General features: G+C 63.9%; 22 protein-coding genes. 13 read left to right on the top strand and 9 right to left on the bottom strand.

The genetic code is table 11. The features are described from left to right. Positions 1–46: 46 nt before the first annotated feature. Entirely contained in the window at positions 47–1,603 is a 1,557-nt protein-coding gene (locus KZJ38_RS20315) for a sensor histidine kinase (protein ID WP_219797940.1), read from the bottom strand. Positions 1,604–1,618: 15 nt separating this feature from the next. Then, positions 1,619–2,359, bottom strand: a complete 741-nt coding sequence (locus KZJ38_RS20310) for a response regulator transcription factor (RefSeq protein ID WP_219797939.1) — start codon at positions 2,357–2,359, stop codon at positions 1,619–1,621. A 317-nt stretch (positions 2,360–2,676) separates the two neighbouring features. On the opposite strand from KZJ38_RS20310, the gene recA reads away from it, so the two are divergent. The 8 genes from recA (at position 2,677) to KZJ38_RS20270 (ending at position 11,270) form a co-directional block, all read left to right on the top strand. After that, on the top strand, positions 2,677–3,759 hold the full coding sequence (gene recA / locus KZJ38_RS20305) for a recombinase RecA (protein WP_219797938.1): 1,083 nt from the start codon (positions 2,677–2,679) through the stop codon (positions 3,757–3,759). 10 nt (positions 3,760–3,769) lie between these two features. Beyond that, positions 3,770–4,549 carry a recombination regulator RecX gene (gene recX, locus KZJ38_RS20300; RefSeq protein ID WP_219797937.1) on the top strand — a complete coding sequence of 260 codons (780 nt, stop codon included), beginning with the start codon at positions 3,770–3,772 and terminating at the stop codon, positions 4,547–4,549. Positions 4,550–4,699: 150 nt separating this feature from the next. Continuing rightward, positions 4,700–5,461, top strand: coding sequence for a DUF2889 domain-containing protein (locus KZJ38_RS20295; RefSeq protein WP_219797936.1), 762 nt, complete (start codon positions 4,700–4,702; stop codon positions 5,459–5,461). After that, positions 5,458–6,630, top strand: coding sequence for an ADP-forming succinate--CoA ligase subunit beta (gene sucC / locus KZJ38_RS20290; RefSeq protein WP_219797935.1), 1,173 nt, complete (start codon positions 5,458–5,460; stop codon positions 6,628–6,630). The genes KZJ38_RS20295 and sucC overlap by 4 nt, the downstream gene beginning before the upstream one ends. A gap of 110 nt (positions 6,631–6,740) precedes the next feature. Next, on the top strand, positions 6,741–7,622 hold the full coding sequence (gene sucD / locus KZJ38_RS20285) for a succinate--CoA ligase subunit alpha (protein WP_219797934.1): 882 nt from the start codon (positions 6,741–6,743) through the stop codon (positions 7,620–7,622). A gap of 228 nt (positions 7,623–7,850) precedes the next feature. After that, positions 7,851–8,564: a TerC family protein gene (locus KZJ38_RS20280; protein ID WP_219797933.1), complete on the top strand. Its 714-nt coding sequence runs from the start codon at positions 7,851–7,853 to the stop codon at positions 8,562–8,564. Positions 8,565–8,722: 158 nt separating this feature from the next. Then, a complete protein-coding gene (locus KZJ38_RS20275; RefSeq protein WP_219797932.1) occupies positions 8,723–9,358 on the top strand; it encodes a pilin in 636 nt (211 codons plus the stop codon). 121 nt (positions 9,359–9,479) lie between these two features. Then, entirely contained in the window at positions 9,480–11,270 is a 1,791-nt protein-coding gene (locus tag KZJ38_RS20270; protein WP_219797931.1) for a PglL family O-oligosaccharyltransferase, read from the top strand. Here KZJ38_RS20270 and moaC read toward each other — a convergent pair whose 3' ends face one another. After that, positions 11,271–11,750 carry a cyclic pyranopterin monophosphate synthase MoaC gene (moaC, locus tag KZJ38_RS20265; protein WP_219797930.1) on the bottom strand — a complete coding sequence of 160 codons (480 nt, stop codon included), beginning with the start codon at positions 11,748–11,750 and terminating at the stop codon, positions 11,271–11,273. Positions 11,751–12,091: 341 nt separating this feature from the next. Here moaC and KZJ38_RS20260 point away from each other — a divergent pair, with 341 nt between their 5' ends. Then, positions 12,092–13,771 (top strand): M48 family metalloprotease, encoded by a 1,680-nt coding sequence (locus tag KZJ38_RS20260; RefSeq protein ID WP_219797929.1) that lies wholly within the window; start codon positions 12,092–12,094, stop codon positions 13,769–13,771. Positions 13,772–13,828: 57 nt separating this feature from the next. On the opposite strand, the gene KZJ38_RS20255 is transcribed toward KZJ38_RS20260, so the two are convergent. The 6 genes from KZJ38_RS20255 to KZJ38_RS20230 form a co-directional block, all read right to left on the bottom strand. Further along, positions 13,829–14,473: a DUF2946 family protein gene (locus tag KZJ38_RS20255; RefSeq protein ID WP_219797928.1), complete on the bottom strand. Its 645-nt coding sequence runs from the start codon at positions 14,471–14,473 to the stop codon at positions 13,829–13,831. Between the two features lie 27 nt (positions 14,474–14,500). Further along, positions 14,501–15,556 (bottom strand): hydrolase, encoded by a 1,056-nt coding sequence (locus KZJ38_RS20250; protein ID WP_219797927.1) that lies wholly within the window; start codon positions 15,554–15,556, stop codon positions 14,501–14,503. 36 nt (positions 15,557–15,592) lie between these two features. Next, positions 15,593–16,039, bottom strand: a complete 447-nt coding sequence (locus KZJ38_RS20245) for a nuclear transport factor 2 family protein (protein ID WP_219797926.1) — start codon at positions 16,037–16,039, stop codon at positions 15,593–15,595. A gap of 305 nt (positions 16,040–16,344) precedes the next feature. Then, positions 16,345–17,370, bottom strand: coding sequence for a lipopolysaccharide heptosyltransferase II (gene waaF, locus KZJ38_RS20240; protein WP_219797925.1), 1,026 nt, complete (start codon positions 17,368–17,370; stop codon positions 16,345–16,347). 264 nt (positions 17,371–17,634) lie between these two features. After that, on the bottom strand, positions 17,635–17,829 hold the full coding sequence (locus tag KZJ38_RS20235; RefSeq protein ID WP_075155855.1) for a zinc-finger domain-containing protein: 195 nt from the start codon (positions 17,827–17,829) through the stop codon (positions 17,635–17,637). A 94-nt stretch (positions 17,830–17,923) separates the two neighbouring features. After that, entirely contained in the window at positions 17,924–18,847 is a 924-nt protein-coding gene (locus KZJ38_RS20230) for a branched-chain amino acid transaminase (RefSeq protein ID WP_219797924.1), read from the bottom strand. Between the two features lie 365 nt (positions 18,848–19,212). On the opposite strand from KZJ38_RS20230, the gene KZJ38_RS20225 reads away from it, so the two are divergent. From KZJ38_RS20225 to pyk, 4 genes are all read left to right on the top strand, one after another. Then, positions 19,213–19,959 (top strand): AzlC family ABC transporter permease, encoded by a 747-nt coding sequence (locus KZJ38_RS20225; protein ID WP_219797923.1) that lies wholly within the window; start codon positions 19,213–19,215, stop codon positions 19,957–19,959. Further along, positions 19,956–20,279: an AzlD domain-containing protein gene (locus KZJ38_RS20220; RefSeq protein WP_219797922.1), complete on the top strand. Its 324-nt coding sequence runs from the start codon at positions 19,956–19,958 to the stop codon at positions 20,277–20,279. The genes KZJ38_RS20225 and KZJ38_RS20220 overlap by 4 nt, the downstream gene beginning before the upstream one ends. Before the next feature lie 381 nt (positions 20,280–20,660). Next, positions 20,661–21,854, top strand: coding sequence for a phosphoglycerate kinase (locus tag KZJ38_RS20215; protein WP_219800505.1), 1,194 nt, complete (start codon positions 20,661–20,663; stop codon positions 21,852–21,854). 467 nt (positions 21,855–22,321) lie between these two features. After that, positions 22,322–23,761, top strand: a complete 1,440-nt coding sequence (gene pyk / locus KZJ38_RS20210; RefSeq protein WP_219797921.1) for a pyruvate kinase — start codon at positions 22,322–22,324, stop codon at positions 23,759–23,761. The last annotated feature ends 267 nt before the right edge of the window (positions 23,762–24,028 follow it).

Genomic DNA, 24,028 nt, shown 5'->3' with positions numbered 1-24,028 from the left:
AACGTGCGGATTTGATGCGGTGGTCTTTTTCGGGGTTTCCTGACAGTTAGGGTAAGTCCCGTGCGCGTCCGCGTGCCCTCAAACTGACCCGCACAAGCGTGCCGGCGAGCCGTGGCGACGCCTGATAGACGTTGTCGTCGATGGTCAGCGTGCCGCCGTGCATCGTCGCAATCTCGCGGACGATCGCGAGGCCCAAACCGCTGCCGTCGCCTTCGCGGCCCAGTATCCGGTAGAAGCGCTCGACCACGCGCTCGCGTTCCGCGGCCGGGATGCCAAGGCCCGTGTCCTCCACTTCGAGATGAACCCAATGCGGCGCATCGTGCGGCGGCTCTTCGCGCACGCGCACCGTCACGCGTCCGCCGGGCGGCGTGTAGCGGATCGCGTTGTCGATCAGATTCGACAGCATCTCTCGCAGCATCACGGGGTTGCCTTCCACTTCGACGGGTACGTCCGGGCCTTCGTAGCCGAGGTCCATCTGTTTCGCGAGCGCGGCCTGCACCCAGTCGCGGACCGCATGGCGCGCGACATCGGTGACTTCGACCGGTGTGAACACCTGGCCCGACATGCGGTTTTCCGCGCGCGCTAATGCAAGCAATTGCGTGACGAGCCGCGCCGCGTGCTCGGAACTCGTCGCGATCTGCTGCAGCGAGCGTTGCACTTCGGCCGGCACGTCCTGGCGCAGCGCGAGTTCGGCCTGCGTGCGCAAGCCGGCGAGCGGCGTCTTCATCTGATGCGCGGCGTCGGCGATAAAGCGCTTTTGCAGCTCCATGTTTTGCTCGAGGCGCGTCAGCAAATCGTTGAACGAGGTGACAAGCGGTTCGATTTCGGGCGGCGCGCGCCGCGCTTCGAGCGGCGACAGATCGTCCGGGCGCCGCGCGCGAATATGCGATTGCAACGCATGCAGCGGCGCCAGCCCGCGCGACAGCCCGAACCAGACCAGCACGATCGCAAGCGGCAGGATCACGAACTGCGGCAGGATCACGCCTTTGATGATGTCGTTCGCGAGCGCGCTGCGTTTATCGAGCGTCTCGGCGACCTGCACGAGCACAGGCTGCGCACCTTGCGTCTGCGGGAATTCGACGGTCGTGTAGGCGACGCGAATGTCGTTGCCGTGCAGCATGTCGTCGCGGAATTCGACGATGCCGGGCTGCGGCCGGTCGTCCTCGTGCGGCAGCGGCATGTCGCGCTCGCCGCCGACGAGTTCGCCGCGCGTGCCGAGCACTTGATAGAACACGCGGTCTATATTGTCCGAGCGCAGGAAGTCGCTCGTCGCATCGGGCAGCTTCAGTTCGGCCACGCCGTTCACCGGTTGGATCTGTCGCGCGAGCACGTACGCATCGGTTTCCAGCGCGCGGTCGAACGGCGCATTCGCTATCGACTTCGCCACGAGGTACGTGACGGCGATGCTCATCGGCCATAGCAACAGCAGCGGCGCGAGCATCCAGTCCAGAATTTCGCCGAATAGCGACCGTGGCCGCGTCTCCGCTGCCGCTTCGGTTTCGTCGGGCGGCGCGAACGGATTCTCGTAGCGGGCGTCGCGGTCTTCGTCGAGGTTCGCCGCGTGCGCCGGAGCAGCCGTGGCGCGATCTGCGCGGGCGGACATGGCGCTGGTTTCGGTTTACTTGAAGTGATGACTCGCCGGCATCGCAGCCGATGCGGCGGGGTCAGGTGATTGTGCGGCGGCGGGCGCTGGCGCGGCTTTTTCGAGGCAGTAGCCGAGGCCGCGCACCGTGATGATGCGCACGCCGCTCGGCTCGATCTTCTTGCGCAGCCGGTGCACGTAGACTTCGATCGCGTTGTTGCTGACTTCCTCGCCCCATTCGCACAGGTGATCGACGAGCTGTTCCTTCGACACGAGCCGGCCGATCCGCTGCAGCAGCACTTCGAGCAAGCCCAACTCGCGCGCGGACAGATCGATCACCTGCTCATTCACATAGGCGATGCGCCCGACCTGATCGAACGACAGCGACCCATGCCGCACGACGGTGGGACCGCCGCCCGCGCCGCGGCGCGTGAGCGCGCGCACGCGTGCTTCGAGTTCGTTGAGGGCGAACGGTTTGGCCATGTAGTCGTCGGCGCCGAGGTCGAGACCTTTGACGCGTTCGTCGACGCTATCGGCCGCCGTCAGGATCAGCACCGGCAGGTTCGAATTGCGCGCGCGCAGGCGGCGCAACACCTCGAGCCCGGACATGCGCGGCAGGCCCAGATCGAGAATCAGCAGGTCGAAAGTCTGCATCGACAGCGCGGTATCCGCCTCGACGCCGTTCTTCACATGGTCAACGGCGTATGCCGATTGGCGGAGTGATCGAATCAGACCATCCGCGAGTATGCTGTCGTCTTCGGCAATAAGAATTCGCATGATGCGCTGGCAGTCATGCCGGCACCGGTGTGTCCGGCGCGCAGCGTCTCTTTGAAACCTGATTGTGGTGGGGTTGGCAGCCGATTGGCCATGCGTGTTTACGCAGGCGTGCACGCTCGCGAATTTCGCTCAACGAGTTGCGCTCATTTTCCTGGAGGTTTGCGTTGGATTTGCGTCAATCGGGCGGTTAATTGGGCTTGCCAAAACCACTGTTTTTTTATACAGTATCTGCGTCTGTCGTGTCGCCCGGATTGTATCTATAGGGAGGGGCGCGCACAGCCTGCACAGGCGCCGTTCATCATAGCAAAGGACGATTCATGGAAGAAAGCAAGAAAGGCTCGGCTGGACTGACGGCTGAAAAGAGCAAGGCGCTTGCTGCCGCGCTCGCGCAGATCGAAAAGCAGTTCGGCAAAGGGTCGGTCATGCGGCTCGGCGCAGGTGAGGCGGTCGAAGACATTCAGGTGGTTTCCACCGGGTCGCTCGGCCTCGACATCGCATTGGGCGTCGGCGGTCTGCCGCGCGGCCGGGTGGTCGAGATCTACGGGCCGGAATCGTCGGGTAAGACCACACTGACGCTGCAAGTCGTCGCAGAAATGCAGAAGCTCGGCGGCACGGCGGCGTTTATCGATGCGGAACACGCGCTGGACATCCAGTACGCGGGCAAGCTCGGCGTGAATGTGTCGGACCTGCTCGTGTCGCAGCCCGATACCGGCGAACAGGCGCTCGAAATCGCAGACGCGCTCGTGCGCTCGGGTTCGATCGACATGATCGTCATCGACTCGGTCGCGGCGCTTGTGCCGAAGGCCGAAATCGAAGGCGAGATGGGCGATTCGCTGCCGGGTCTGCAAGCGCGTCTGATGTCGCAGGCGCTGCGCAAGCTCACCGGCACGATCAAGCGCACGAACTGCCTCGTTATCTTCATCAACCAGATCCGCATGAAGATCGGCGTGATGTTCGGCAATCCGGAAACCACCACCGGTGGTAACGCGCTGAAGTTCTACGCGTCGGTGCGTCTCGACATTCGCCGCATCGGTTCGATCAAGAAGAACGACGAAGTGATCGGCAACGAAACGCGCGTCAAGGTGGTGAAGAACAAGGTGTCGCCACCATTCCGCGAAGCGATTTTCGACATCCTGTACGGCGAGGGTATTTCGCGTCAGGGTGAAATCATCGACTTGGGCGTGCAGGCGAAGATCGTCGACAAGGCGGGCGCCTGGTACAGCTACAACGGTGAGCGTATCGGTCAGGGTAAGGACAACGCGCGCGAATTCCTGCGCGAGAACCCGGACATCGCGCGCGAAATCGAAAACCGCATTCGCGAATCGCTCGGCGTCAATGCCATGCCGTCTGATGGCGTGATCAGCGCGGACGCCAACGCGGAAGTCGCGGACGAAGAGTAAGCACCGCGTGATGCGCAAGGGCCGACCGGGGGCTGAGTCCGGCAATGCCGGATTCGGAAGCGGTGATTCGGGCGGCCCGCTCGACGGGGGGAATTCCCCCGCCGACGCCTCCGTCGACGCGTTCGATCCCTTCGAGTCTTTTGATGCACATGACCGGGCGGCAGGCCGTGGGCCTGCCGTCCCGTCGGGTCCGCGCTTCGGCTCCCGCCGCGCGGACCATGCCTCGGGCGCCGCAACGGCGACGGCAGCCGAAGGCGAAACCACCTACACACGTTCGCGCCGCCAGCCTGGCACTGGCGCAACGGATTCTTCCTCCACCGCCTCACAACGCCAGCGCCCAACGCGCTCGTTGAAGGGCCGTGCGCTCGCCTACCTGTCGCGACGCGAGCACAGCCGCGCGGAACTGTCCCGCAAATTGCAGCCATTCGTCGAAGAAAGCGATTCGCTCGACACGCTGCTCGATTCACTCGAGCAGGAAGGCTGGCTCTCCGATTCACGTTTCACCGAAAGCCTTGTGCACCGGCGCGCATCGCGTCTGGGCGCGAACCGTATCGTCGGCGAGCTGAAGCGGCAGGGCGTCGGTTCAACGCTAATCGAAGAAACCGCCGCGCAATTGCGCGAGACCGAACTCACGCGCGCCCGCGCCGTCTGGCAGAAGAAATACGGCCAGCTTCCCGAAACACCCGCGGAGCGCGCCAAGCAGGCGCGCTTTCTCGTCTCGCGTGGATTTTCGCAAACGGTAGTCTCCAAAATTCTCAAGGGCCTCGACGACGACTGGAGCGCCGACTAGGCGTTCTGGCGTTTTCGCTGCGAAATCCAGCGCGGTCGCGCCGGTCGCCGGTCGGATAAGCGTGTCCGATCCGCACCCGGCAAGCCGAAGCGCCGAAACTCAATATGCTAAAATCCGCTGGTTTCCAAATCCGGCCTCCTGTCCCCTCGCATGCCGCTTTCCCCGCCAGTGCCCCGTCAATTGCGCCATCGCCGCGCAATCCGAGCGGATGCCTATGAGCGTGCGGATGGGTTGTGGGACATCGAGGCGTGCCTCACCGACGTCAAGCCGCGCGACACTGCACTGGCGTCGGGCGTCCGGCCCAACGGCCTGCCGATCCATGAACTCTGGCTTCGCATCACGATCGATCGCAAGCTCACTGTCGTCGACGCGGAAGCGTCGTCGGCCTGGGTTCCGTATCCAGGTCTCTGCGAAGCATCCAATCCCGCCTACCGCGCCCTCATCGGGCTCAATCTCCTCGATAACTTCCGTCGTCACGCCGCGCGTTTGCTCGGCGGCACCGTCGGCTGCACGCATCTCACCGAGCTTTGCGCGGTGGTGCCGACCGCAGCGATCCAGGCATTTGTCGGCGACGCGTGGAACACCGCAAAGCCAGGCGCGGAGCAGGACGGCGAGACAGGGCAGGCAGGCGCCGATGCGCAATCGGGCACACCTTCAAACGCCCATCCGGGCGCAGGTTCAAACGAAATTTCAAACGATAAACCGCCATTCCAGCTGGGTCGCTGCCATACGCTGCGATTCGATGGCGAGGCGGTGCGACAGTTCTATCCGCGCTGGTACGGCCATGCGCCGCGTTCGCTGCGGCCTCGCGAGGCGCAGAGCGCCGGCGCACCAGCTGCGCACGCAGCTGCCGAGGAGACAGCCGGAAAAGAAGTTCTATCCAACTCTCAGACTGAAGGGAATCACGCATGAAGATTCACGAGTACCAGGGTAAAGAGATCCTGCGGAAATTCGGAGTCGCGGTACCGCGCGGCAAGCCGGTGTTCTCGGTGGACGATGCGGTCAAGGCCGCTGAGGAACTGGGCGGTCCGGTGTGGGTCGTGAAGGCTCAGATCCACGCAGGCGGTCGCGGCAAGGGCGGCGGTGTGAAGGTCGCGAAGTCGCTCGATCAGGTGCGCGAGTTTTCGAACCAGATTCTCGGCATGCAGCTCGTCACGCACCAGACGGGTCCGGAAGGCCAGAAGGTCAACCGTCTGCTGATCGAAGAAGGCGCTGACATCAAGAAGGAACTGTATGTCGGTCTCGTGATCGATCGCGTGTCGCAGAAGGTCGTCGTGATGGCGTCAAGCGAAGGCGGCATGGACATCGAAGAAGTCGCCGAGAAGCACCCGGATGCGATCCACAAGGTTGCCGTGGATCCGTCGAAGGGCCTGCTCGACGCGGAAGCCGACGGTCTCGCGAAGAAGATCGGCGTGCCCGACGCTTCGATTCCGCAAGCGCGCGCGATTCTGCAAGGCCTCTACAAGGCGTTCTGGGAAACCGACGCATCGCTCGCCGAAATCAACCCACTGATCCTGACCGGCGACGGCAAGGTGATCGCGCTCGACGCGAAGTTCAACTTCGATTCGAACGCGCTGTTCCGCCATCCGGAAATCGTCGCGTACCGCGATCTGGACGAAGAAGATCCGGCTGAAGTCGAAGCATCGAAATTCGACCTCGCGTACATCTCGCTCGACGGCAACATCGGCTGTCTCGTGAACGGCGCGGGCCTCGCGATGGCGACCATGGACACGATCAAGCTGTTCGGCGGCGAGCCGGCGAACTTCCTCGACGTCGGCGGTGGTGCGACGACCGAGAAGGTCACCGAAGCGTTCAAGATCATGCTGAAGAACCCGAACCTGACGGCGATTCTCGTCAACATCTTCGGCGGCATCATGCGCTGCGACGTGATCGCGGAAGGCGTGATCGCGGCGTCGAAGGCGGTGTCGCTGAAGGTGCCGCTCGTCGTGCGCATGAAGGGCACGAACGAGGACCTCGGCAAGAAGATGCTTGCCGAATCGGGACTGCCGATCATCGCGGCGGACAGCATGGAAGAGGCTGCGCAGAAGGTTGTCGCAGCGGCGTCGGGCAAGAAGGCTTAAGGCCACCGCGCTCATCACCGGATACGAATGGCGGCGCGAGCGCGCGGCGAGGCTGGACAGAATCTGTCCCGGCGCCGGCGACGCGAAGCCAAACGAACAGAGGTCAATACATGTCGATTCTGATCAACAAAGACACGAAGGTCATCACGCAGGGCATCACCGGCAAGACCGGTCAGTTCCATACGCGCGCATGCCGTGAGTACGCAAACGGCCGCGAAGCGTTCGTCGCGGGTGTGAACCCGAAGAAGGCCGGCGAAGACTTCGAAGGCATTCCGATCTACGCAAGCGTCAAGGAAGCGAAGTCTGAAACGGGCGCGACCGTGTCGGTCATTTACGTGCCGCCGGCAGGCGCCGCTGCGGCGATCTGGGAAGCGGTCGAAGCCGATCTCGATCTCGCGATCTGCATCACGGAAGGCATTCCGGTTCGCGACATGATCGAGATCAAGGACCGCATGCGTCGCGAAAACCGCAAGACGCTGCTGCTCGGACCGAACTGCCCGGGCACGATCACGCCTGACGAACTGAAGATCGGCATCATGCCGGGCCACATCCACCGCAAGGGCCGCATCGGCGTCGTGTCGCGTTCGGGCACGCTGACGTACGAAGCGGTCGGTCAGCTGACGGCGCTGGGCCTTGGCCAGTCGTCGGCAGTCGGCATCGGCGGCGACCCGATCAACGGCCTCAAGCACATCGACGTCATGAAGATGTTCAACGACGATCCGGATACGGATGCGGTCATCATGATCGGCGAAATCGGCGGTCCGGACGAAGCGAACGCCGCTCAGTGGATCAAGGGCAACATGAAGAAGCCGGTGGTCGGCTTCATCGCCGGCGTGACGGCGCCTCCGGGCAAGCGCATGGGCCACGCTGGCGCGCTGATCTCGGGCGGTGCGGATACCGCTGAAGCCAAGCTCGAGATCATGGACGCCTGCGGCATCAAGGTCACGAAGAACCCGTCGGAAATGGCGCGTCTGTTGAAGTCGGTGCTGTAAGGCGCACGGTTTCCTGGTTCTCTGCTTAAGGCTTCACAGGCTGGTTCATAGCTTTATCTAGCATTTCATCTCGATACGCCGGTGTACCTCCCAGGTACGCCGGCGTATTTTTTTGCTACTCTTACGAAATTCTTTCGTAAGACGTCAAGTCCGTCACACGAAGCGAGAGAGCGCCGCTCCCTCGCTTTTTTGTTGCCCGCCTTTACCGCAACCTTCTATCCTGCTTTCATGCTCGACTTCTTCGCGACGCTCCATTGGGGCGCGGTTTTCCAGATCATCGTTATCGACATCCTGCTCGGCGGCGATAACGCGGTCGTGATCGCGCTCGCGTGCCGCAACCTGCCGCCCGCCCAACGCACACGCGGCATTGTCTGGGGGACGCTGGGCGCGATCGTGCTGCGCGTCGTGCTGATCGTGTTCGCGGTCGCGCTGCTCGATGTGCCGCTGCTCAAGTTTGCGGGCGGCCTGCTGTTGTTGTGGATCGGCGTGCGCCTGCTCGCGCCCGCTCACGACGCACACGCGAACATCAAGCCTGCCGACAGGCTGCTCACCGCGATCAAGACGATCATCATCGCGGACGCCGTCATGAGCCTCGACAACGTGATCGCGATTGCCGGCGCAGCGGAACAGGCCGACCCGCAGCACCGCATTGCGCTTGTGATCTTCGGTCTCGCGGTCAGCATTCCGCTGATCGTCTGGGGCAGCCAGCTCGTGCTGCGGCTGCTCGACCGCTTCCCGGTGGTCATCACGCTCGGCGCCGCGCTGCTCGGCTGGATCGCGGGCGGGCTCATCATCAACGACCCGGCCGGCGACCGCTGGCCGGTGCTCGACTTGCCGGCTGCCGAGTACGGCATGAGCATCGCGTGTGCGTTGTTCGTGGTGCTCGCCGGCCATCTGGTCAAGCGCCGCAACGCCCGTCTCGCCGGTCACTCGACGCACTAACGAATCTGCCTCTGCGTTCACGGCCGCCACTCTACGGCAGTTTTTGCGCCGTGAATATATGCCGTTCGGCTGACTGTGTAAGCTCGCTGCAACTCGCTACGATTTCACGCCTGTCCTGATGTCCGGGGCAGGCGTTTTCGTTTCGAGGAGTTATGCCGATGATCGCTACTGTCGCTGCCTATTCACTTGCTTCGCTGTCTTCGCTTTTTGCACGCCGCCGCTTCGGTCCGCCTGACGGCCGATGGCAATGGACCTCCGGGCTCGCCCGCACCTGTTACGCGGCCTATGGCTTTACGCTGATCGAGCTGATGATCGTGCTTGCGATTGTCGGCGTGATCGCGTCATACGCGATTCCCGCGTATCAGGACTATCTGGCGCGCAGCCGCGTCGGGGAAGGCTTGTCGCTCGCTGTGTCGGCGCGGCTCTCGGTTGCCGAAAACGCGTCGAGCGGCAACGCATTTGGAGGCGGCTACACGTCGCCGCCGGGCACGCGCAACGTGAAGACGATTCACGTCGACGACGACAGCGGGCAGATCACCGTCGCCTTCACCACACGCGTTGCGCCGGAGGCGTCGAACACACTCGTGCTCGTCCCGTCGGTGCCGGACAGCGCGGATGCACCGACCGCGCGCGTCGGCCTCGCGAAAGGCGCCGCGCAGCCGGGCGCGTTGACGTGGGAATGTTTTGCGGGCGGAAAGAACGCATCGTCGTTGCCGGCGCCGGGTGCGGGACCGTTGCCTGCGGAGGCCGCGACGCTGCCGTCGAATCTCGCTCCGCCTGAATGCCGCGCCTGATGCACGGTTCTTGCAATAGCGCCATGGTCAGTTAATCCCATCGGCGTATTTCGGCACAGCCGGCGCACAGCGGGAGGAAACTTTTGTATAGTGCGCCGGTTGCCGACGTCTCACATTGCTCATGCCCACGACTTTTGCACGCTATCTTTCGCTGTTCCTGCTGGTCTGTGCGTTGATCCTGCCGTATGCGGTCGTCAACCATACATACCCGATCCCGACGTTCTACGCGGAATACACCGCGCTGTCTCTGTATCTGCTGACCGGCGCGGCGGTCGCACTGATGGTCTGGAGCTCGCACCCGCGCATTCCGTTCCGCACACCGGCGGTGGCGCTCGTGCCGCTCGGGTTCGGCATTGTGCTGATCGCGCAAACGTTCGCACTGCCCCTCGCGCAACCGTCGATGAACTGGCTTGGCGCGGGGTTCCTGCTTGCCGCGTTTATGGCGGTGCATATCGGCTTCGGATTCAATCGCGCCGAGCTCACTGAGACCGTGTTATGTGTCGGCGCCGGCGCACTGATCATCGGTGCGCTCTTTGCCGTGTTCTGCCAGTTGATCCAGCTGTTTCATCTCGAAGTGAAGGTCACGCCGCTCGTCGTTGCGTACAACATCACGGTCGACCGCCGTCCATTCGGCAACATGGCGCAGGCGAATCACCTGGCCACTTGCATCGCATTCGGCATGGCGGGCGCGATGTTCCTCGCGCAGACGCGGCGTTTGAACGTGATCGTCTGGGCGGTACTGGCGTCGATATTTTCGTTGGGTCTCGCGTTGACGGTTTCGCGCGGTCCGTGGCTGCAAACCGGCGTGATCGTTGTTGCCGGTTGGTGGATGGCGTTTGCCGAAAAGCGCCGCCACCCGGAGCGTCGCCGTAGCGATCGGGAATGGCTGATTCCGTTTGCGCTGGCAGTGCTGTTCGTGCTCGTCAACGTCATCGTGCGTTGGGCGAATGTGCGCTACCACCTCGACCTCGCGGTGTCGGCCGCGGACCGCTTCAGGGAAGCGGGGCAAATTGCGCCGCGTCTCGCGCTATGGAAATACGGATGGACCATGTTCAAGGGCCATCCGCTGCTTGGCGTCGGCTGGGGTGAGTTTCCGCGCTACCAGTTCGATTACGTGCGCGAACTGGGCCACGTCGAGATCGCGAACAATTCGCACGATATCTTTATCGATCTGCTCGCGAAAACCGGTGTGATCGGCTTCGCGATCGTGCTGATCGGCTTGCTTGCGTGGCTGGTCCGTGTGCTGCTCGCACCGCATACGGCGGCTCGCGTGTTCGGGCTCGCGATCATCGGCGTGCTCGTCATGCACGCGCTGGTCGAGTATCCGCAGCAGTACATGTTCTTCCTGCTGCCGTCGATGTTTATCCTCGGGCTGCTCGATACGAAGCCGCTGCGATGGGTGTCGGGCGGCGTATCGCTCGGCATCTATTCGGTCGTCGTGTTCTTTGGGCTTGCCGCGCTCTATCCGGTGCTGCGCGACTATAACCGTGCGGAAGTGCTGTACTACGGCTCGCACCCGGCCGAGGAGTATGAGGCGCATCCGTCGATCCTGTTCGGCGCGTGGGGCGAGTACGGGATGGCCACGCTGCTGCCGATGAACAGCATGAACCTGCCGTACAAGCTCGAGATGCACAAGCAGGCGATCGCGCTGTTGCCGGGCGAAACCGTGTTGCGCCGCTATGCGGTGCTGCAGGCGTTGAATGGCGACATGCAAGGCGCGTTCGATACGGTCGAGCGTCTGAAGCTCTTCGCGGAAGAACTCAACGACTGGCCGTCGCAACTGGCTTCGCTGTATAGCCTGTGCGACGAACAGAAGACGCTCGCGGGTTTCAAGGCGGACCTTGTGAAAAAGTATGGGACGCCGCCGAAAGACATCAATCAGGACGACGAGGGTGATGACGAAGACGGTTGATCAAACCGGGGCGACCCAATCGCCCGACTTCCCACCATGCTTTTCCAGCACGCGCACGTCGGTGATGGTCATTCCGCGGTCCACGGCCTTGCACATGTCGTAGACCGTCAGCAACCCGACCTGCACCGCGGTCAGCGCTTCCATCTCGACGCCGGTCCGTCCGCGCGTTTCGACTTGCGCGGTGCAATGCACACCGGGCAGCTTGTCGTCGAGCTCGAAATTCACGGTCACGCGCGTCAAGGCAAGCGGGTGACATAGCGGAATCAGATCTGCCGTGCGTTTCGCGCCCTGAATCGCCGCAATGCGCGCGATACCGATCACGTCGCCTTTCTTCGCATTGCCGTCGCGAATCAGCGCGAACGTATCAGGCAGCATCCTGATCGTGCCGCGCGCGATCGCGATGCGTTGGGTCTCCTCTTTACCGCCGACGTCGACCATATGCGCCTGGCCGGCCGCGTCGAAATGGGTAAGTTCTGGCATGGTTGTACTCCGCTCCCTCTTGCTAACAGATTGGCGCCGACGATCGCAGTGTGCGGTGGCAGCAGCACCCGCACGGACACCGGTAAAACCATATTGTGCCGTCTACTGAATTGCGCTTTGGCGCCGCGCGCTAGAATTTGACCATATGCGGCCTGTCTTCGCACGGTCGCCGTGGGCGAGGCGTCTGGTTACAATCGTGCGAGCCCATCCAAACGGGCAGTCGAAACACGTAGCAAAAACGCGTAGTAAAACGAGCAGCAAAAACGAGCAGCAAAAACCAACACGCCGCGGGCCGTGCGCTTCGTCCCGCACTTTCAACCACGCGAACTCGCGCACCACCAATGCGTTCGAAACGGATTCTTGCCGCGTTGTTGTCCGTCGCGCTCGCCGCACCGCAACCCTTGCTCGCGCAAGCCGCGAGCACGAGCTTGCCGCTCGAATCCGGTCCTCTCGAACAGTACGCGTCCCCCGAGCTGCCGCCTGACATCGCGCAGGGCATATTCGGCACCTATGGCGGCGCGGAATCGCGCTTCTCCGGCAACGCCGGCGGCAATTCGAGCCTGCGCGCGCCAATTTCCACGCAGCAACTGCCCGACCTCGGCGATGGCTCGGGCGGGTCGCTCACGCCTCAGGCCGAGCGCAAGCTCGGCGAGCGCGTGATGCGCGAAGTCCGGCGCGACCCCGACTATATCGGCGACTGGCTCGTGCGCGACTACCTGAACTCGGTCTCCGGCAAACTCGCGGCCGCGGCCAGCGCGCAATTTATCGGCGGATACCGGCCCGACTTCGACCTCTTCGCGATGCGAGATCCGCAGATCAACGCGTTTTCGCTGCCGGGCGGCTTTATCGGCGTCAACACCGGGTTGATCGTCGCGACGCAGACCGAATCGGAACTCGCCGGCGTGATCGGCCACGAAATGGGTCACGTGCTGCAGCGGCATATCGCGCGGATGATTGCCGCGAGCGAAAAAAGCACGTATGCGGCACTCGCAGGCACGCTGTTCGGCATACTGGCCGGCGTGCTCGCGCATAGCGGCGACCTCGGTACCGCGATCGCGCTCGGCGGGCAGGCCTATGCGGTCGACAACCAGTTGCGCTTTTCGCGGGCGGCCGAGCACGAGGCCGACCGCATCGGCTTTCAGCTGATGTCGGGCGCCGGGTACGACCCGTACGGCATGGTGTCGTTCTTCGAACGGCTCGACCGCGCGTCGATGAGCGATGCGGGCGCGCCGGCCTACGCGCGTACGCACCCGCTGACCGGCGAACGGATCGCCGACATGTCCGACCGCGCGCGCCGCTCGCGCTACCGGCAGCCGCACCAGGCGCCGGAATACGGCTTTGTGCGGGCGCGCTCGCGCGTGCTGCAGGACCATTCGCGCAGCGACTACGCGGACGAAATCGTGCGGATGCGCTCGGAAATCGAAGATCGGACCGCGCTGAACGTCGCCGCAAACTGGTACGGCATCGCCTACGCGCAGACGCTGCTCGAACGCTACGACGATGCAACCGCGTCGCTCACGAAAGCACGCGAGGCGTTCAATTCGAGCGCGCGCAGCGAAGGCAGCACCGCGCGCAGCTCGCCGAGCCTCGACGTGCTCGCGGCCGACATTGCCCGCCGCGCCGGACGCAACGACGATGCGCTACGCCTCGCGCAGCTCGCGCAAGATCGCTGGCCGAAGTCGCATGCGGCCATCGAGATGCATCTGCGCACGCTGCTCACGGCGCGGCGCTTCAAGGAAGCGCAAGCGCAGGCGCAGCGCGAGACCGAAGCGGATCCGCAGCAGCCGGCCTGGTGGCTGTATCTCGCGCAGGCGAGCGCCGGCGCCGGCGACGCGCTGACCCAGCACCGGGCGCTCGCCGAGCAATTCGCGCTCGAAGGCGCGTGGCCGTCGGCAATCCGGCAGTTGAAGGAGGCGCGCGATATCAAGACCGCGGGTTACTACGATCTATCGACCATCGACGCACGCTTGCATGAGTTCGAAGCGCGGTATAAGGAAGAGCGCGAAGACGAGAAGAGTTGATAACGAGCGAGCCCGAATCCGGGCGACGTATTGCTCATGCGTGCCGCGTGGCTTCGCTCAGGTTTTGCCGGATTCGCCCGCAGCATTGCGGGTTCCCGCAGCCGCAGGCGCGGCCGAAGCCCGCCCCGCCGGACTGGCCACAAACCCAAACCGCGCCTCCACATCCGCGCGCGCGACCGATTGCAACGGCAACGCACGCCCATCGCGCCAATCGAACTTGCCGCTCAGCCCATCCGCCGATAGTTCGGCATGCTCGGAAAAGAGATCGAGATCGTGATCATGAAGCGCCGCCACACGAGGCGCCGCCGACACGTCGCCGGCATCGCCGGCAAACAGCACCCCGCCGTCGTCATCGACATAAACCGCGGCGGGCGCGAATGGCTGCCCCGTATGATCGGTGAGCGTCAGCGCGCCGCTCGTGGCGTCGATGGCGAGGCGCACAATCCACGGCGTATAAACGAGCTCGACATACACGCGCTGCGGCCCGTTCTGAAAAAACCACTGCCCGTGCGGATCGCTCTCGTAATTGCGATTGATAAACCCGATCAGCGCCGTGTGCCGGATCGGCTCGCCGAGCGCACCGCGCGCCTGAGCGGCCTCATCGCGCATGCGCCACGTGCCGCGCCGGTCGAGCAGCAGCCAGCCCGTGCAATGCGGCACGTTTGGCCATTTCGCGAGCGCCTGTTTAACGATTTCATCCATGATGCGTGCGTGACCGTTGCCCGTAGCCTAAGCGACGAGCGGCGCGAAGTAACCGAGAATCCGTCGCGACAGCCAGTCGATCTTGCCGGGGAACGGCCCGGTCATAAAGCCGACGTGGCCGCCGTGCGCGGGCTGATCGAGTTCGACCGCGCGCGACACCTCATGCGGCGACGGCAGCACCGCGCCCGGCAAAAACGGATCGTTGCGCGCATTGAGCACGAGCGTCGGCACCGTGATTTCGCTGAGCCAGGGCCGCGTCGCGGCGCGCGTCCAGTAGTCGTCGGCGTTGCGGAAGCCGTGCAGCGGCGCCGTGACGATATCGTCGAAGTCGTACATTGTGCGGCACGCCAGCATCGAGTTCAGATCGTAGATGCCCGGGTGTTGCGCGAGTTTGCTCTGAGCCTTCTGCTTCAGCGACTTCAGGAAGTTGCGCGTGTAGACCATGCCGAAGCCCTGCGATAGCGCGCGACCGCCCGCATGCACGTCGAGCGGTGCGGAAATCGCCGCCGCGGCCGTGACGAACGAGGCGTCCTCGCGACGCTCGCCGAGCCAGCGCAGCAGCACGCTGCCGCCCAGCGACACGCCCGCGACGACGATCGGCCCCGGATGCGCGTCGGCGAGCCGTCGCAGCACCCAGTCCACTTCATCGCTATCGGCAAGGTGATAAAAGCGCGGCAGCAGGTTAAGCGGGCCGCTGCAGCTGCGAAAGTGCGGCACCACCGCGTGCCAGCCGCGCCGGTGCGCGGCGTCCGTCAGCGCGAGCGCATAGTGCGACGTCGAGCTGCCTTCGAGCCCGTGAAACAGCACGAAAAGCGGTGCGTCGTCGGATGGTGTGCGGTGGGTATCGTGAACCAGCCAGTCGACGTCGATAAAGTCGCCGTCCGGCGTATCCCAGCGCTCCCGGTGATAGTTCACCGCGGGACGGCGCCCGAACAGCGCCGGTACGATGGTTTGAGCATGGTTGTTCGGCAGCCACAGCGGCGCGCGATAGAGCAGATCGACCGTCGCCTCGACCGTTGCTGCGACCGTCTCTGCGGCGCGGTCAAGCGTGGTGGAAGCGTGTTTTTCGTGGGTCGTGCTCATTCTGGTACCGGCTGAGGGAGGGCGCGCGGCCGCCGCTTAGTGCAGTGGCCCCTGGCCGTGTCTCATTTTGGCAGCGAATTGCGCGGCCGTTTCGTTCGGCATCGCACTCGCATGAATATGCGCAATGCGCCATTCCCCACGTTCGTGGACCATCACGTAGGTGGTAAACACCATCGAGGGTATGGCCGCCGGGTTGGCGGGCCGGTGCGCCTCGGCAATCGCATAGACCACGGTGCCGAGACTGTCGTAAACGCGAATGTCGAGCGGCTCGATCGATACGGGCTCCATCTCGAGTTGCGCCGTCAGCCCGGCGCGGATGTTCTCGAGGCCATGCAGATGCGAGCCGTCCGCGCAGATGCAGGTGACGAACTCTTCGTCGATCCACAGGCCCATCAGACTCTCGATGTTGACCTCCGCGACCGCCTCGTAAAAGGCGTTGAGGGTATCCGCAGCGGCTTCGAAGATGTGGGCGAAACGTGGCATGGCTCGTCAGTCTGTTAGGCGCGGCGTGCGCGGTTGCAGGTCATACGGGCATCGACGGGCCGCAGTCGTTACACCGGGAAGGGCCCACGCGGACAACCGCGAGAATGCCCGCGCCGCAAGACGCGCACATGACGTGCCGCTCGTGCAGCCCGGCAGCTTCGCGGACGTCACTGCTGTGGCATATATGCCGCATGCGCCGTTGCATGGTGCTGTTGCGTGGCGCTATTGCGTGGCGCTATTGCGTCGCGCAGTTGCCTTAATTCACGCGGCCATCGCGCCGCACCGCGCGTTTTTTACCGCGCTTTTTACCGTTGCGCGATCAACATACCGCGTAAATCGTCGAATACCTGCTCTGCGCTCAGTTGCCGCAGACAATTCAAATGGCCGAGCGGACATTCTCGTTCGAAGCATGGACTACATTCGAGATGCAGCCATTGTACCTTTGCGAGGTCCGACAGGGGCGGGGTGTGGCGCGGATCAGTCGATCCGAACACGGCGACGAGCGGCCGGCGCAGCGCGGCGGCCACGTGCATGAGGCCGGAATCGTTCGTCACGACCGCATTGGCCCGCGAGATCAGCGCGCACGCCTCGCCGAGCGCCGTCTGGCCGCACAGGTTGCGCACATTCGGCGCGCGGTCGGCGATGGCCTGGGCGATCGGCGCGTCTTTCGGCGAGCCGAGCGCGACGATCTGCGTGTACGGGAACGACTGCCCGACCATCTGCGCGAGCCCGGCGAAGTGCTCGGGCGGCCAGCGTTTCGCGGGACCGTATTCGGCGCCGGGGCAGAACACGAGCAGTGGCACGCGCGTATCGAGATTGAAGCGCGCCGATACGCGCGACGCCTCGTTCAGATCGGCGTCGAGCCGCGGCACGGGCAGATCGTCAGGCACTTTCGCGCCGGGCGCGTAGGCGAGCGCGGCGTAGTGGCCGACCATCGGCGGGCGTTCGTCCTTGCGCGGATTCGCGTGACGCACGTTCAGCAAGCCGTACCGGCTTTCGCCGGTATAGCCGATGCGCAGCGGCACGCCCGCCAGCCACGGCACGAGCGCCGACTTCAGCGAATTCGGCAGCACATAGGCGGCGTCGTAGCCGACGTCGCGCAGGTCGCTTGCGAGCTGCCAGCGGCGCAGCATCTGCAGCTTGCCATGCGCGAGGTCGGTCGCGTAGACGTCGCGGATCTCGGGCATCCGCTCGAGCACGGGCGCGACCCAGGTGGGCGCGACCGCGTCGATCACGATGCGCGGATGAAGTTTCACGAGGCGCGCAAAAAACGGCTGCGCCATCAACGCGTCACCGATCCAGTTCGGTGCGATAACCAACGCGCGACGCATCAGGATAATTTTCCGATGTCGAAAAGAATCGCCGCGCGCGTGACGCGTGCGGCGTTCGGGTTATAAATTTGAAAGAAGCGTTGTGACCGACGCGTTGAATGAGGCGCGTCGTAATCTAGTTGCAAGCAGCCGCAAAAGCGCAGGCGCGGGTACAGGCACAAGCACACGCCCAAGCGCGCGTACAGCCACACGCTCAGGCGCCGACACTGCCAGCGACGCGTGTGCTCATGCCGGGCGCACGCGCGGCCTGCCCACCCACCGGCTTCAGTGGCCTTTGACCACTTCGCCGTCGCGCAGCTTGTAGCGCGTGCCGCAATACGGGCAGCGCGCTTCGCCGTGCGTGACATCGATAAACACGCGCGGATGCATGCTCCAGCGGGGCATCGCCGGATTCGGGCAGTAAGCGGGCAGATCTTTTGCCGACAGTTCGACCAGCGGCATTTCCTTGATTTCGCTCATGGGGCTTTCTCGTCTATGCGGGATGCCGGGCACCGGGACGGCTTCGAAAAGCGAATCGCGGCGCCCGCTCAGGTTTGCGCTTGAATCAGGCTTATCAGATTTTCGTGAGCCAGTGCGCGTACTTCGCGCTCCTGCCGTTCACGACATCGAAGAATGCCGACTGCAGCTTCTCGGTGATCGGGCCGCGCGTGCCGGCGCCGATCGTGCGGTTGTCGAGTTCACGGATCGGCGTGACTTCCGCTGCCGTGCCCGTGAAGAACGCTTCGTCGCACGTATAGACTTCGTCGCGCGTGATGCGCTTCTGAATCACTTCGAGGCCCGCGTCTTGCGCGAGCGTGATGACCGTTTCGCGCGTGATGCCGTCGAGGCACGACGACAGGTCCGGCGTGTACAGCTTGCCGTTGTTGACGAGGAAGAAGTTCTCGCCCGAGCCTTCCGACACATAGCCGTCGACGTCGAGCAGCAGCGCTTCATCGTAACCGTCGGCCGTCGCTTCCTGGTTCGCGAGGATCGAGTTCACGTACCAGCCCGACGCCTTTGCGCGGACCATCGAGATGTTCACGTGGTGACGCGTAAACGACGACGTCTTCACGCGGATACCCTTCGTCATGCCGTCTTCGCCGAGGTAGGCGCCCCACGGCCACGCGGCGATCGCGACGTGGATCGTGTTGCCGCGCGCCGACACGCCGAGCTTTTCCGAGCCGACCCAGACGATCGGACGCAGATAGCACGACTCGAGCTTGTTCTCGCGCACGACTTCGCGTTGCGCGGCCGAGATCGTTTCCTGGTCGAACGGCACATCCATCTGGAAAATCTTCGCCGAGTTGAAGAGCCGCTTCGTGTGCTCCTTCAGGCGGAAGATCGAGGTGCCGCCGTCGGCAGTCTTGTAGGCGCGCACGCCCTCGAATACGCCCATGCCGTAGTGTAGCGTGTGGGTAAGCACATGAATCTTGGCGTCGCGCCAGTCGATGAGCTTGCCATCCATCCAGATCTTGCCGTCGCGGTCGGCCATTGACATACGATTCTCCAGGGCGGTGCTGTAGCGAATGATTCGAAATAATGCGGTTGCAGGAGCTTTGCCACCGGGCGGCGCTGCGAAACGACAAATGAAATCGGGCTGATCGCAGTGCCTGTGGGGCGGTGAAGACTATTATTTTAGCGTCTTTTATACGCCGACCGGACATTCCCGAGCAGACCGGACGCTATAATTCCGCGCACGCATAACATGAATTCGCATTCGCTATCGTGCCGCAACCCGTGCTGTAACACGGTCTGCAACCCGTGCCCGACCCGGGCCGCAGCGCAGTCCGCAACGTGGGTTGCAACCTCCCGGTAGCGCTTTTTTGCCGACGTGCCGCAAGGCGTGCCGGCGTCTTCCTCCTGATGCTCGCTCGCCTGTCCGAACCCGATCGCCGCGCCTTTCACGAAGGTCTGCGCACCTATTCCCCGACCTTGATGGCGATTTTCTCGTGGGGGCTCGTCACCGGCATCGCGATGAGCAAATCGGTGATGACGGTGCCGCAGGCGCTCGGCATGTCGCTGCTTGTCTATGCGGGCTCGTCGCAGCTGGCGGTGCTGCCTTTGCTGGCCGCGAAGCTGCCGATCTGGACCGTGCTGCTGACCGCCGCGATGGTCAACACGCGTTTCGTCATTTTCAGCGCCGGGCTCGCGCCGCATTTCGCGTATCTGCCGTTATGGCGGCGACTGCTGGTCGGCTACTTCAACGGCGACATCATCTACCTGCTATTCCAGAAGAAGGCGTTCGCAACCGGCTACGTGCCCGGCAAGGAACCGTTCTTCTGGGGCATGGCCGTGGCGAGCTGGCTGTCGTGGCAGGTGTCGTCGATCATCGGCATCCTGCTCGCGAGCCTCTTTCCGGACAACTGGGGCTTGAGCCTGGCCGGCACGCTCGCCCTGATTCCGATCATGGTATCGGCGATCGCGAACCGTTCGACGCTTGCGGCCGTCGCGGTCGCGGGCATCGCTTCGCTGATCGCGTTCGATCTGCCGTATCGGCTGGGCTTGCCGATCGCCGTCATCGCGGCAATCGCGGCGGGCAGCGCAACCGACCTCATGGTCGAGCGCGCCGACTTGCGCCGCATCCGCAACAGCGCTGGAGATCCGCAATGACCGCGACGCAGATCTGGCTGGCGATTTTCGGCATGATGCTCGTCACCGCGTTGACGCGCGCGCTATTTCTGATCGGCGGTGAGCGCACCGTGCTGCCCGAGCGCGTGCAGCGGATGCTGCGCTATGCGCCGGCCGCGGCGTTGATTGCCGTCGTGCTGCCCGACGTGCTGGTGACGGACGAAGGCGTGTCGTTCGCTCTCACGAATCACGACTTCTACGCGACGCTCGCGGGTCTGTTCTGGTATTTGCTGCGTCGCAGCATGGTCGAGACGATTATTGTCGGCATGCTGGTTTTTACGGCGCTGCGGTTGTTGCTCTGAGGCAGTTGTTGTAAGGCTGCTGGTGCGCTTGCCGTGTACAAGGGCCGGACGGCAAAACGCGGCTGAAAGCCCGGCGAAAAAATAATTGTGCGGAGTTCACGTGCGGTGTAGGGCAAGCGTTTCCCGAATATTGTCAATCAGCCGGGTGCGGATCGAAACGGAGAGCGTATCGGTTAAAATGGCAGCCTTCGGTGGACCCGCTCGCATCCGAACGCAGCCTGCAACCCGGCTGCCTGGTTGGGTCACGGCAGAGCCACAGCAGCGCCGCAGCACGTACCGCGACCATCTTCCATTGAACGATCTCGCCGTTCTTGCCGCCGCTCCTGGCCGCCTGCGTATCGTCCGCCAACCGCCTTCCAATCAACTCGCATACACATGTCCATGAGCCACGTATTGCGTCTCTCCGATCTGATCGCCGAAGGCAAGCTGTCCGGCAAACGCGTGTTTATTCGCGCCGACCTCAACGTCCCGCAAGACGACGCGGGCAATATTACAGAAGACACCCGCATCCGCGCCTCGGTGCCGGGCATCAAGGCCGCGCTCGATGCCGGTGCGGCCGTGATGGTCACCTCGCACCTGGGCCGCCCGACCGAAGGCGAACTGAAGCCGGAAGATTCGCTCGCGCCGGTCGCGAAGCGTCTGGCTGAATTGCTTGGCCGCGACGTGCCGCTCGTGCAGCACTGGGTCGAAAATGGCGTGAACGTTGCGCCAGGCCAGGTCGTGCTGCTTGAAAACTGCCGCACGAACAAGGGCGAAAAGAAAGACTCGGACGAACTCGCGCAAAAAATGGCGAAGCTCTGCGACGTCTATGTGAACGACGCGTTCGGCACCGCACACCGCGCCGAAGCGACCACGCACGGCATCGCGAAGCATGCGGCCGTCGCCTGCGCGGGTCCGTTGCTCGCCGCGGAGCTCGAAGCGCTCGGTCAGGCGCTGGGCGCGCCGAAGCGGCCGCTCGTCGCGATCGTCGCCGGCTCGAAGGTGTCGACCAAGCTGACCATCCTGAAATCGCTGGCCGAGAAGGTCGACCAGCTGATCGTGGGCGGCGGCATTGCCAACACGTTCATGCTGGCTGCGGGCCTGAAGATCGGCAAGTCGCTCGCGGAAGCGGATCTCGTCGACGAAGCGAAGGCCATCATCGAGCAGGCGAAAGCGCGCGGCGCATCGGTGCCGATCCCGACCGATGTCGTCACGGCGAAGGAATTTGCGCCGACCGCGAAGGCCGAAATCAAGCAGGTCGCCGATGTGCAGGATGACGACATGATTCTCGACATCGGCCCGGAAACGGCGAAGGTGCTGGCCGCGCAGCTCGGCAAGGCCGGCACGATCGTCTGGAATGGCCCGGTCGGCGTGTTCGAGTTCGACCAGTTCGGCAACGGCACGAAAACCCTCGCCGACGCGATCGCGAAGTCGTCCGCGTATTCGATTGCCGGCGGCGGCGATACGCTCGCGGCGATCGCCAAGTACGGCATCCACGACAAGGTCAGCTATATCTCGACGGGCGGCGGCGCCTTCCTCGAATTCCTCGAGGGTAAAAAGCTGCCGGCCGTCGAAGTTCTCGAATCGCGGGCCTGACCGTGGCGCAGCGCTCTCCTCGCAATACCACTCGAAAAACGCGCGCCTCGTCGCGTGCGGGATCAACGGCAGGAGAGCGCGCAGCACAAACAAAGGACGCGCTGCCGCAGCAGGCGGCCGATGCAGCGGCGGCGGAAGCACAAACGGCGGTCGATGTCGACGTGGCCGTCGCTGATGCGTCCGACGTTGCGGCGCAGCCCGCCGCAGCGTCGTACACGCCAGCGCAACATGCGCCGGCGCACAATAGCCGAAACAGCAGTAACCAGAACACGCAGAATACGAATAGCGCGGCCCACCGCGCGGCAGCACCCCATAACCCGACGCCGATGCCGGCCGCCGCTCCCGTAATACGCGGCAGGACGAGCAGCACAAACGGCGCAATCGCCCCGGTAGTAACCGTCGGCGCGCAGCCTCCGCATCCGACACAAAGCGCACTTCCCAGCGATTCAACCCACACGAGGAGACTCATGCATCGCGCCACCAAGATTGTCGCTACCATCGGCCCGGCTTCCAGCACGCTGGAAACGCTGAAACAAATGATCGAGGCAGGCCTCGATGTGGTGCGGCTCAATTTTTCCCACGGCACGGCCGACGATCACCGTCAGCGTGCCGAATTCGTACGTGAAGCGGCCCGTCAGGTTGGCCGCGAAGTCGGCCTGATGGCCGACCTGCAAGGCCCGAAGATTCGCGTTGGCAAGTTCGAGAACAGCAAGGTCACGCTGGTCGCGGGCAATACGTTCATTCTCGATGCCGGTTACGAGGAGCTCGGCAACGACGAGCGCGTCGGTCTCGATTACAAGGACCTGCCGCGCGACCTGAAATCGGGCGATGTGCTGCTGCTCAACGACGGCCTGATCGTGCTGAACGTGTCGCGCGTGATCGGTAGCGAAATCCACACGGTCGTGAAGATCGGCGGCGATCTGTCGAACAACAAGGGCATCAATCGCCAGGGCGGCGGCTTGACCGCGCCCGCGCTGACCGCGAAAGACATGGAGGATATCCGCACGGCGATGTCGCTCGGCGCGGACTACGTGGCGGTGTCGTTCCCGAAGAACGCGACCGACATGGAAATGGCGCGGCAGCTCGCGAATATCGCGGGCGCGCCGTACAACATCAAGCCGAAGATGATCGCGAAGATCGAGCGCGCGGAAGCGATTCCCGCGCTGCAAGGCATTCTCGACGCGTCGGACGGCATCATGGTCGCGCGCGGCGACCTCGCGGTGGAAGTGGGCAACGCGGCGGTGCCGGCGCTGCAAAAGCGCATGATTAAAATGGCGCGCGACTCGAACAAGTTCGTGATCACCGCGACGCAGATGATGGAGTCGATGATCCACGCGCCGGTGCCGACGCGCGCCGAAGTGTCCGACGTCGCGAACGCGGTGCTCGACGGTACCGACGCGGTGATGTTGTCGGCGGAATCGGCGGCGGGCAAATACCCGGTGCAGACCGTCGAAACGATGGCGGCAATCTGCGTCGAAGCGGAGAAGTCCGAGCATGTCGAACTCGACCGCGATTTCCTCGACCGCACGTTCACGCGCATTGATCAGTCGATCGCGATGGGCGCGCTCTTCACCGCTTACCACCTCGGCGCCAAGGCGATCGTCGCGTTGACGGACTCCGGCTCGACCGCGCTGTGGATGTCGCGTCACTGGACGCACGTGCCGATCTTCGCGCTGACGCCGCGCATCGGCAGCGAGCGCGCGATGCAGATCTACCGCAACGTGAACCCGCTGCATCTCGATAGCTCGACGGACCGCGACATCGCGTTGCAGCAGGCGCTCGAAGTGGTGGTCAGCAAGGGCTATGCGGCGCGCGGCGATATGGTCGTGCTGACGGTCGGCGAGCCGATGGGCCAGGCAGGCGGCACGAATACGCTGAAGATCGTGCGCGTTGGCGAGCCGTACTGATTGTTGAAAAAGTCATTGCAGGATGCAGGAAACCCGCACGGGCAACCGTGCGGGACGAGAAGCGCAGCGCGGCAAAGAACGCGCTGCGGCAAGGACACTTAAAAGAATCACGCCCGCAACCGGCTGCCGGATCGCCATGCAACGCAATGGCCACGGCAGTTCACAACGGCATCGCGAGGCGGGCCGCCGATCCCGGGAGAGGCGGCGCACCCCACGGCAGGCGCGCGTCGAACGCACGACGCGCGACGCTGGTCCGGTGCGCACGGG

Source organism: Paraburkholderia edwinii (genome assembly GCF_019428685.1).
GTDB lineage: Bacteria > Pseudomonadota > Gammaproteobacteria > Burkholderiales > Burkholderiaceae > Paraburkholderia > Paraburkholderia edwinii.
Note: the sequence above shows the minus strand (reverse complement) of the source record. Positions and strands in the feature narration are given on the sequence as shown.

What these genes read in the sequence shown, in the direction of transcription:
- KZJ38_RS20250 (WP_219797927.1), bottom strand. Translation starts at nt 15,556, where the DNA reads ATGAGCACGACCCACGAAAAACACGCTTCCACCACGCTTGACCGCGCC.
- KZJ38_RS20295 (WP_219797936.1), top strand. Translation starts at nt 4,700, where the DNA reads ATGCCGCTTTCCCCGCCAGTGCCCCGTCAATTGCGCCATCGCCGCGCA.
- recA (WP_219797938.1), top strand. Translation starts at nt 2,677, where the DNA reads ATGGAAGAAAGCAAGAAAGGCTCGGCTGGACTGACGGCTGAAAAGAGC.
- KZJ38_RS20270 (WP_219797931.1), top strand. Translation starts at nt 9,480, where the DNA reads ATGCCCACGACTTTTGCACGCTATCTTTCGCTGTTCCTGCTGGTCTGT.
- KZJ38_RS20235 (WP_075155855.1), bottom strand. Translation starts at nt 17,829, where the DNA reads ATGAGCGAAATCAAGGAAATGCCGCTGGTCGAACTGTCGGCAAAAGAT.
- KZJ38_RS20260 (WP_219797929.1), top strand. Translation starts at nt 12,092, where the DNA reads ATGCGTTCGAAACGGATTCTTGCCGCGTTGTTGTCCGTCGCGCTCGCC.
- KZJ38_RS20310 (WP_219797939.1), bottom strand. Translation starts at nt 2,359, where the DNA reads ATGCGAATTCTTATTGCCGAAGACGACAGCATACTCGCGGATGGTCTG.
- KZJ38_RS20280 (WP_219797933.1), top strand. Translation starts at nt 7,851, where the DNA reads ATGCTCGACTTCTTCGCGACGCTCCATTGGGGCGCGGTTTTCCAGATC.
- waaF (WP_219797925.1), bottom strand. Translation starts at nt 17,370, where the DNA reads ATGCGTCGCGCGTTGGTTATCGCACCGAACTGGATCGGTGACGCGTTG.
- moaC (WP_219797930.1), bottom strand. Translation starts at nt 11,750, where the DNA reads ATGCCAGAACTTACCCATTTCGACGCGGCCGGCCAGGCGCATATGGTC.
- KZJ38_RS20255 (WP_219797928.1), bottom strand. Translation starts at nt 14,473, where the DNA reads ATGGATGAAATCGTTAAACAGGCGCTCGCGAAATGGCCAAACGTGCCG.
- KZJ38_RS20245 (WP_219797926.1), bottom strand. Translation starts at nt 16,039, where the DNA reads ATGCCACGTTTCGCCCACATCTTCGAAGCCGCTGCGGATACCCTCAAC.
- KZJ38_RS20220 (WP_219797922.1), top strand. Translation starts at nt 19,956, where the DNA reads ATGACCGCGACGCAGATCTGGCTGGCGATTTTCGGCATGATGCTCGTC.
- recX (WP_219797937.1), top strand. Translation starts at nt 3,770, where the DNA reads ATGCGCAAGGGCCGACCGGGGGCTGAGTCCGGCAATGCCGGATTCGGA.
- KZJ38_RS20225 (WP_219797923.1), top strand. Translation starts at nt 19,213, where the DNA reads ATGCTCGCTCGCCTGTCCGAACCCGATCGCCGCGCCTTTCACGAAGGT.
- KZJ38_RS20315 (WP_219797940.1), bottom strand. Translation starts at nt 1,603, where the DNA reads ATGTCCGCCCGCGCAGATCGCGCCACGGCTGCTCCGGCGCACGCGGCG.
- KZJ38_RS20215 (WP_219800505.1), top strand. Translation starts at nt 20,661, where the DNA reads ATGAGCCACGTATTGCGTCTCTCCGATCTGATCGCCGAAGGCAAGCTG.
- sucC (WP_219797935.1), top strand. Translation starts at nt 5,458, where the DNA reads ATGAAGATTCACGAGTACCAGGGTAAAGAGATCCTGCGGAAATTCGGA.
- KZJ38_RS20275 (WP_219797932.1), top strand. Translation starts at nt 8,723, where the DNA reads ATGATCGCTACTGTCGCTGCCTATTCACTTGCTTCGCTGTCTTCGCTT.
- KZJ38_RS20230 (WP_219797924.1), bottom strand. Translation starts at nt 18,847, where the DNA reads ATGTCAATGGCCGACCGCGACGGCAAGATCTGGATGGATGGCAAGCTC.
- sucD (WP_219797934.1), top strand. Translation starts at nt 6,741, where the DNA reads ATGTCGATTCTGATCAACAAAGACACGAAGGTCATCACGCAGGGCATC.
- pyk (WP_219797921.1), top strand. Translation starts at nt 22,322, where the DNA reads ATGCATCGCGCCACCAAGATTGTCGCTACCATCGGCCCGGCTTCCAGC.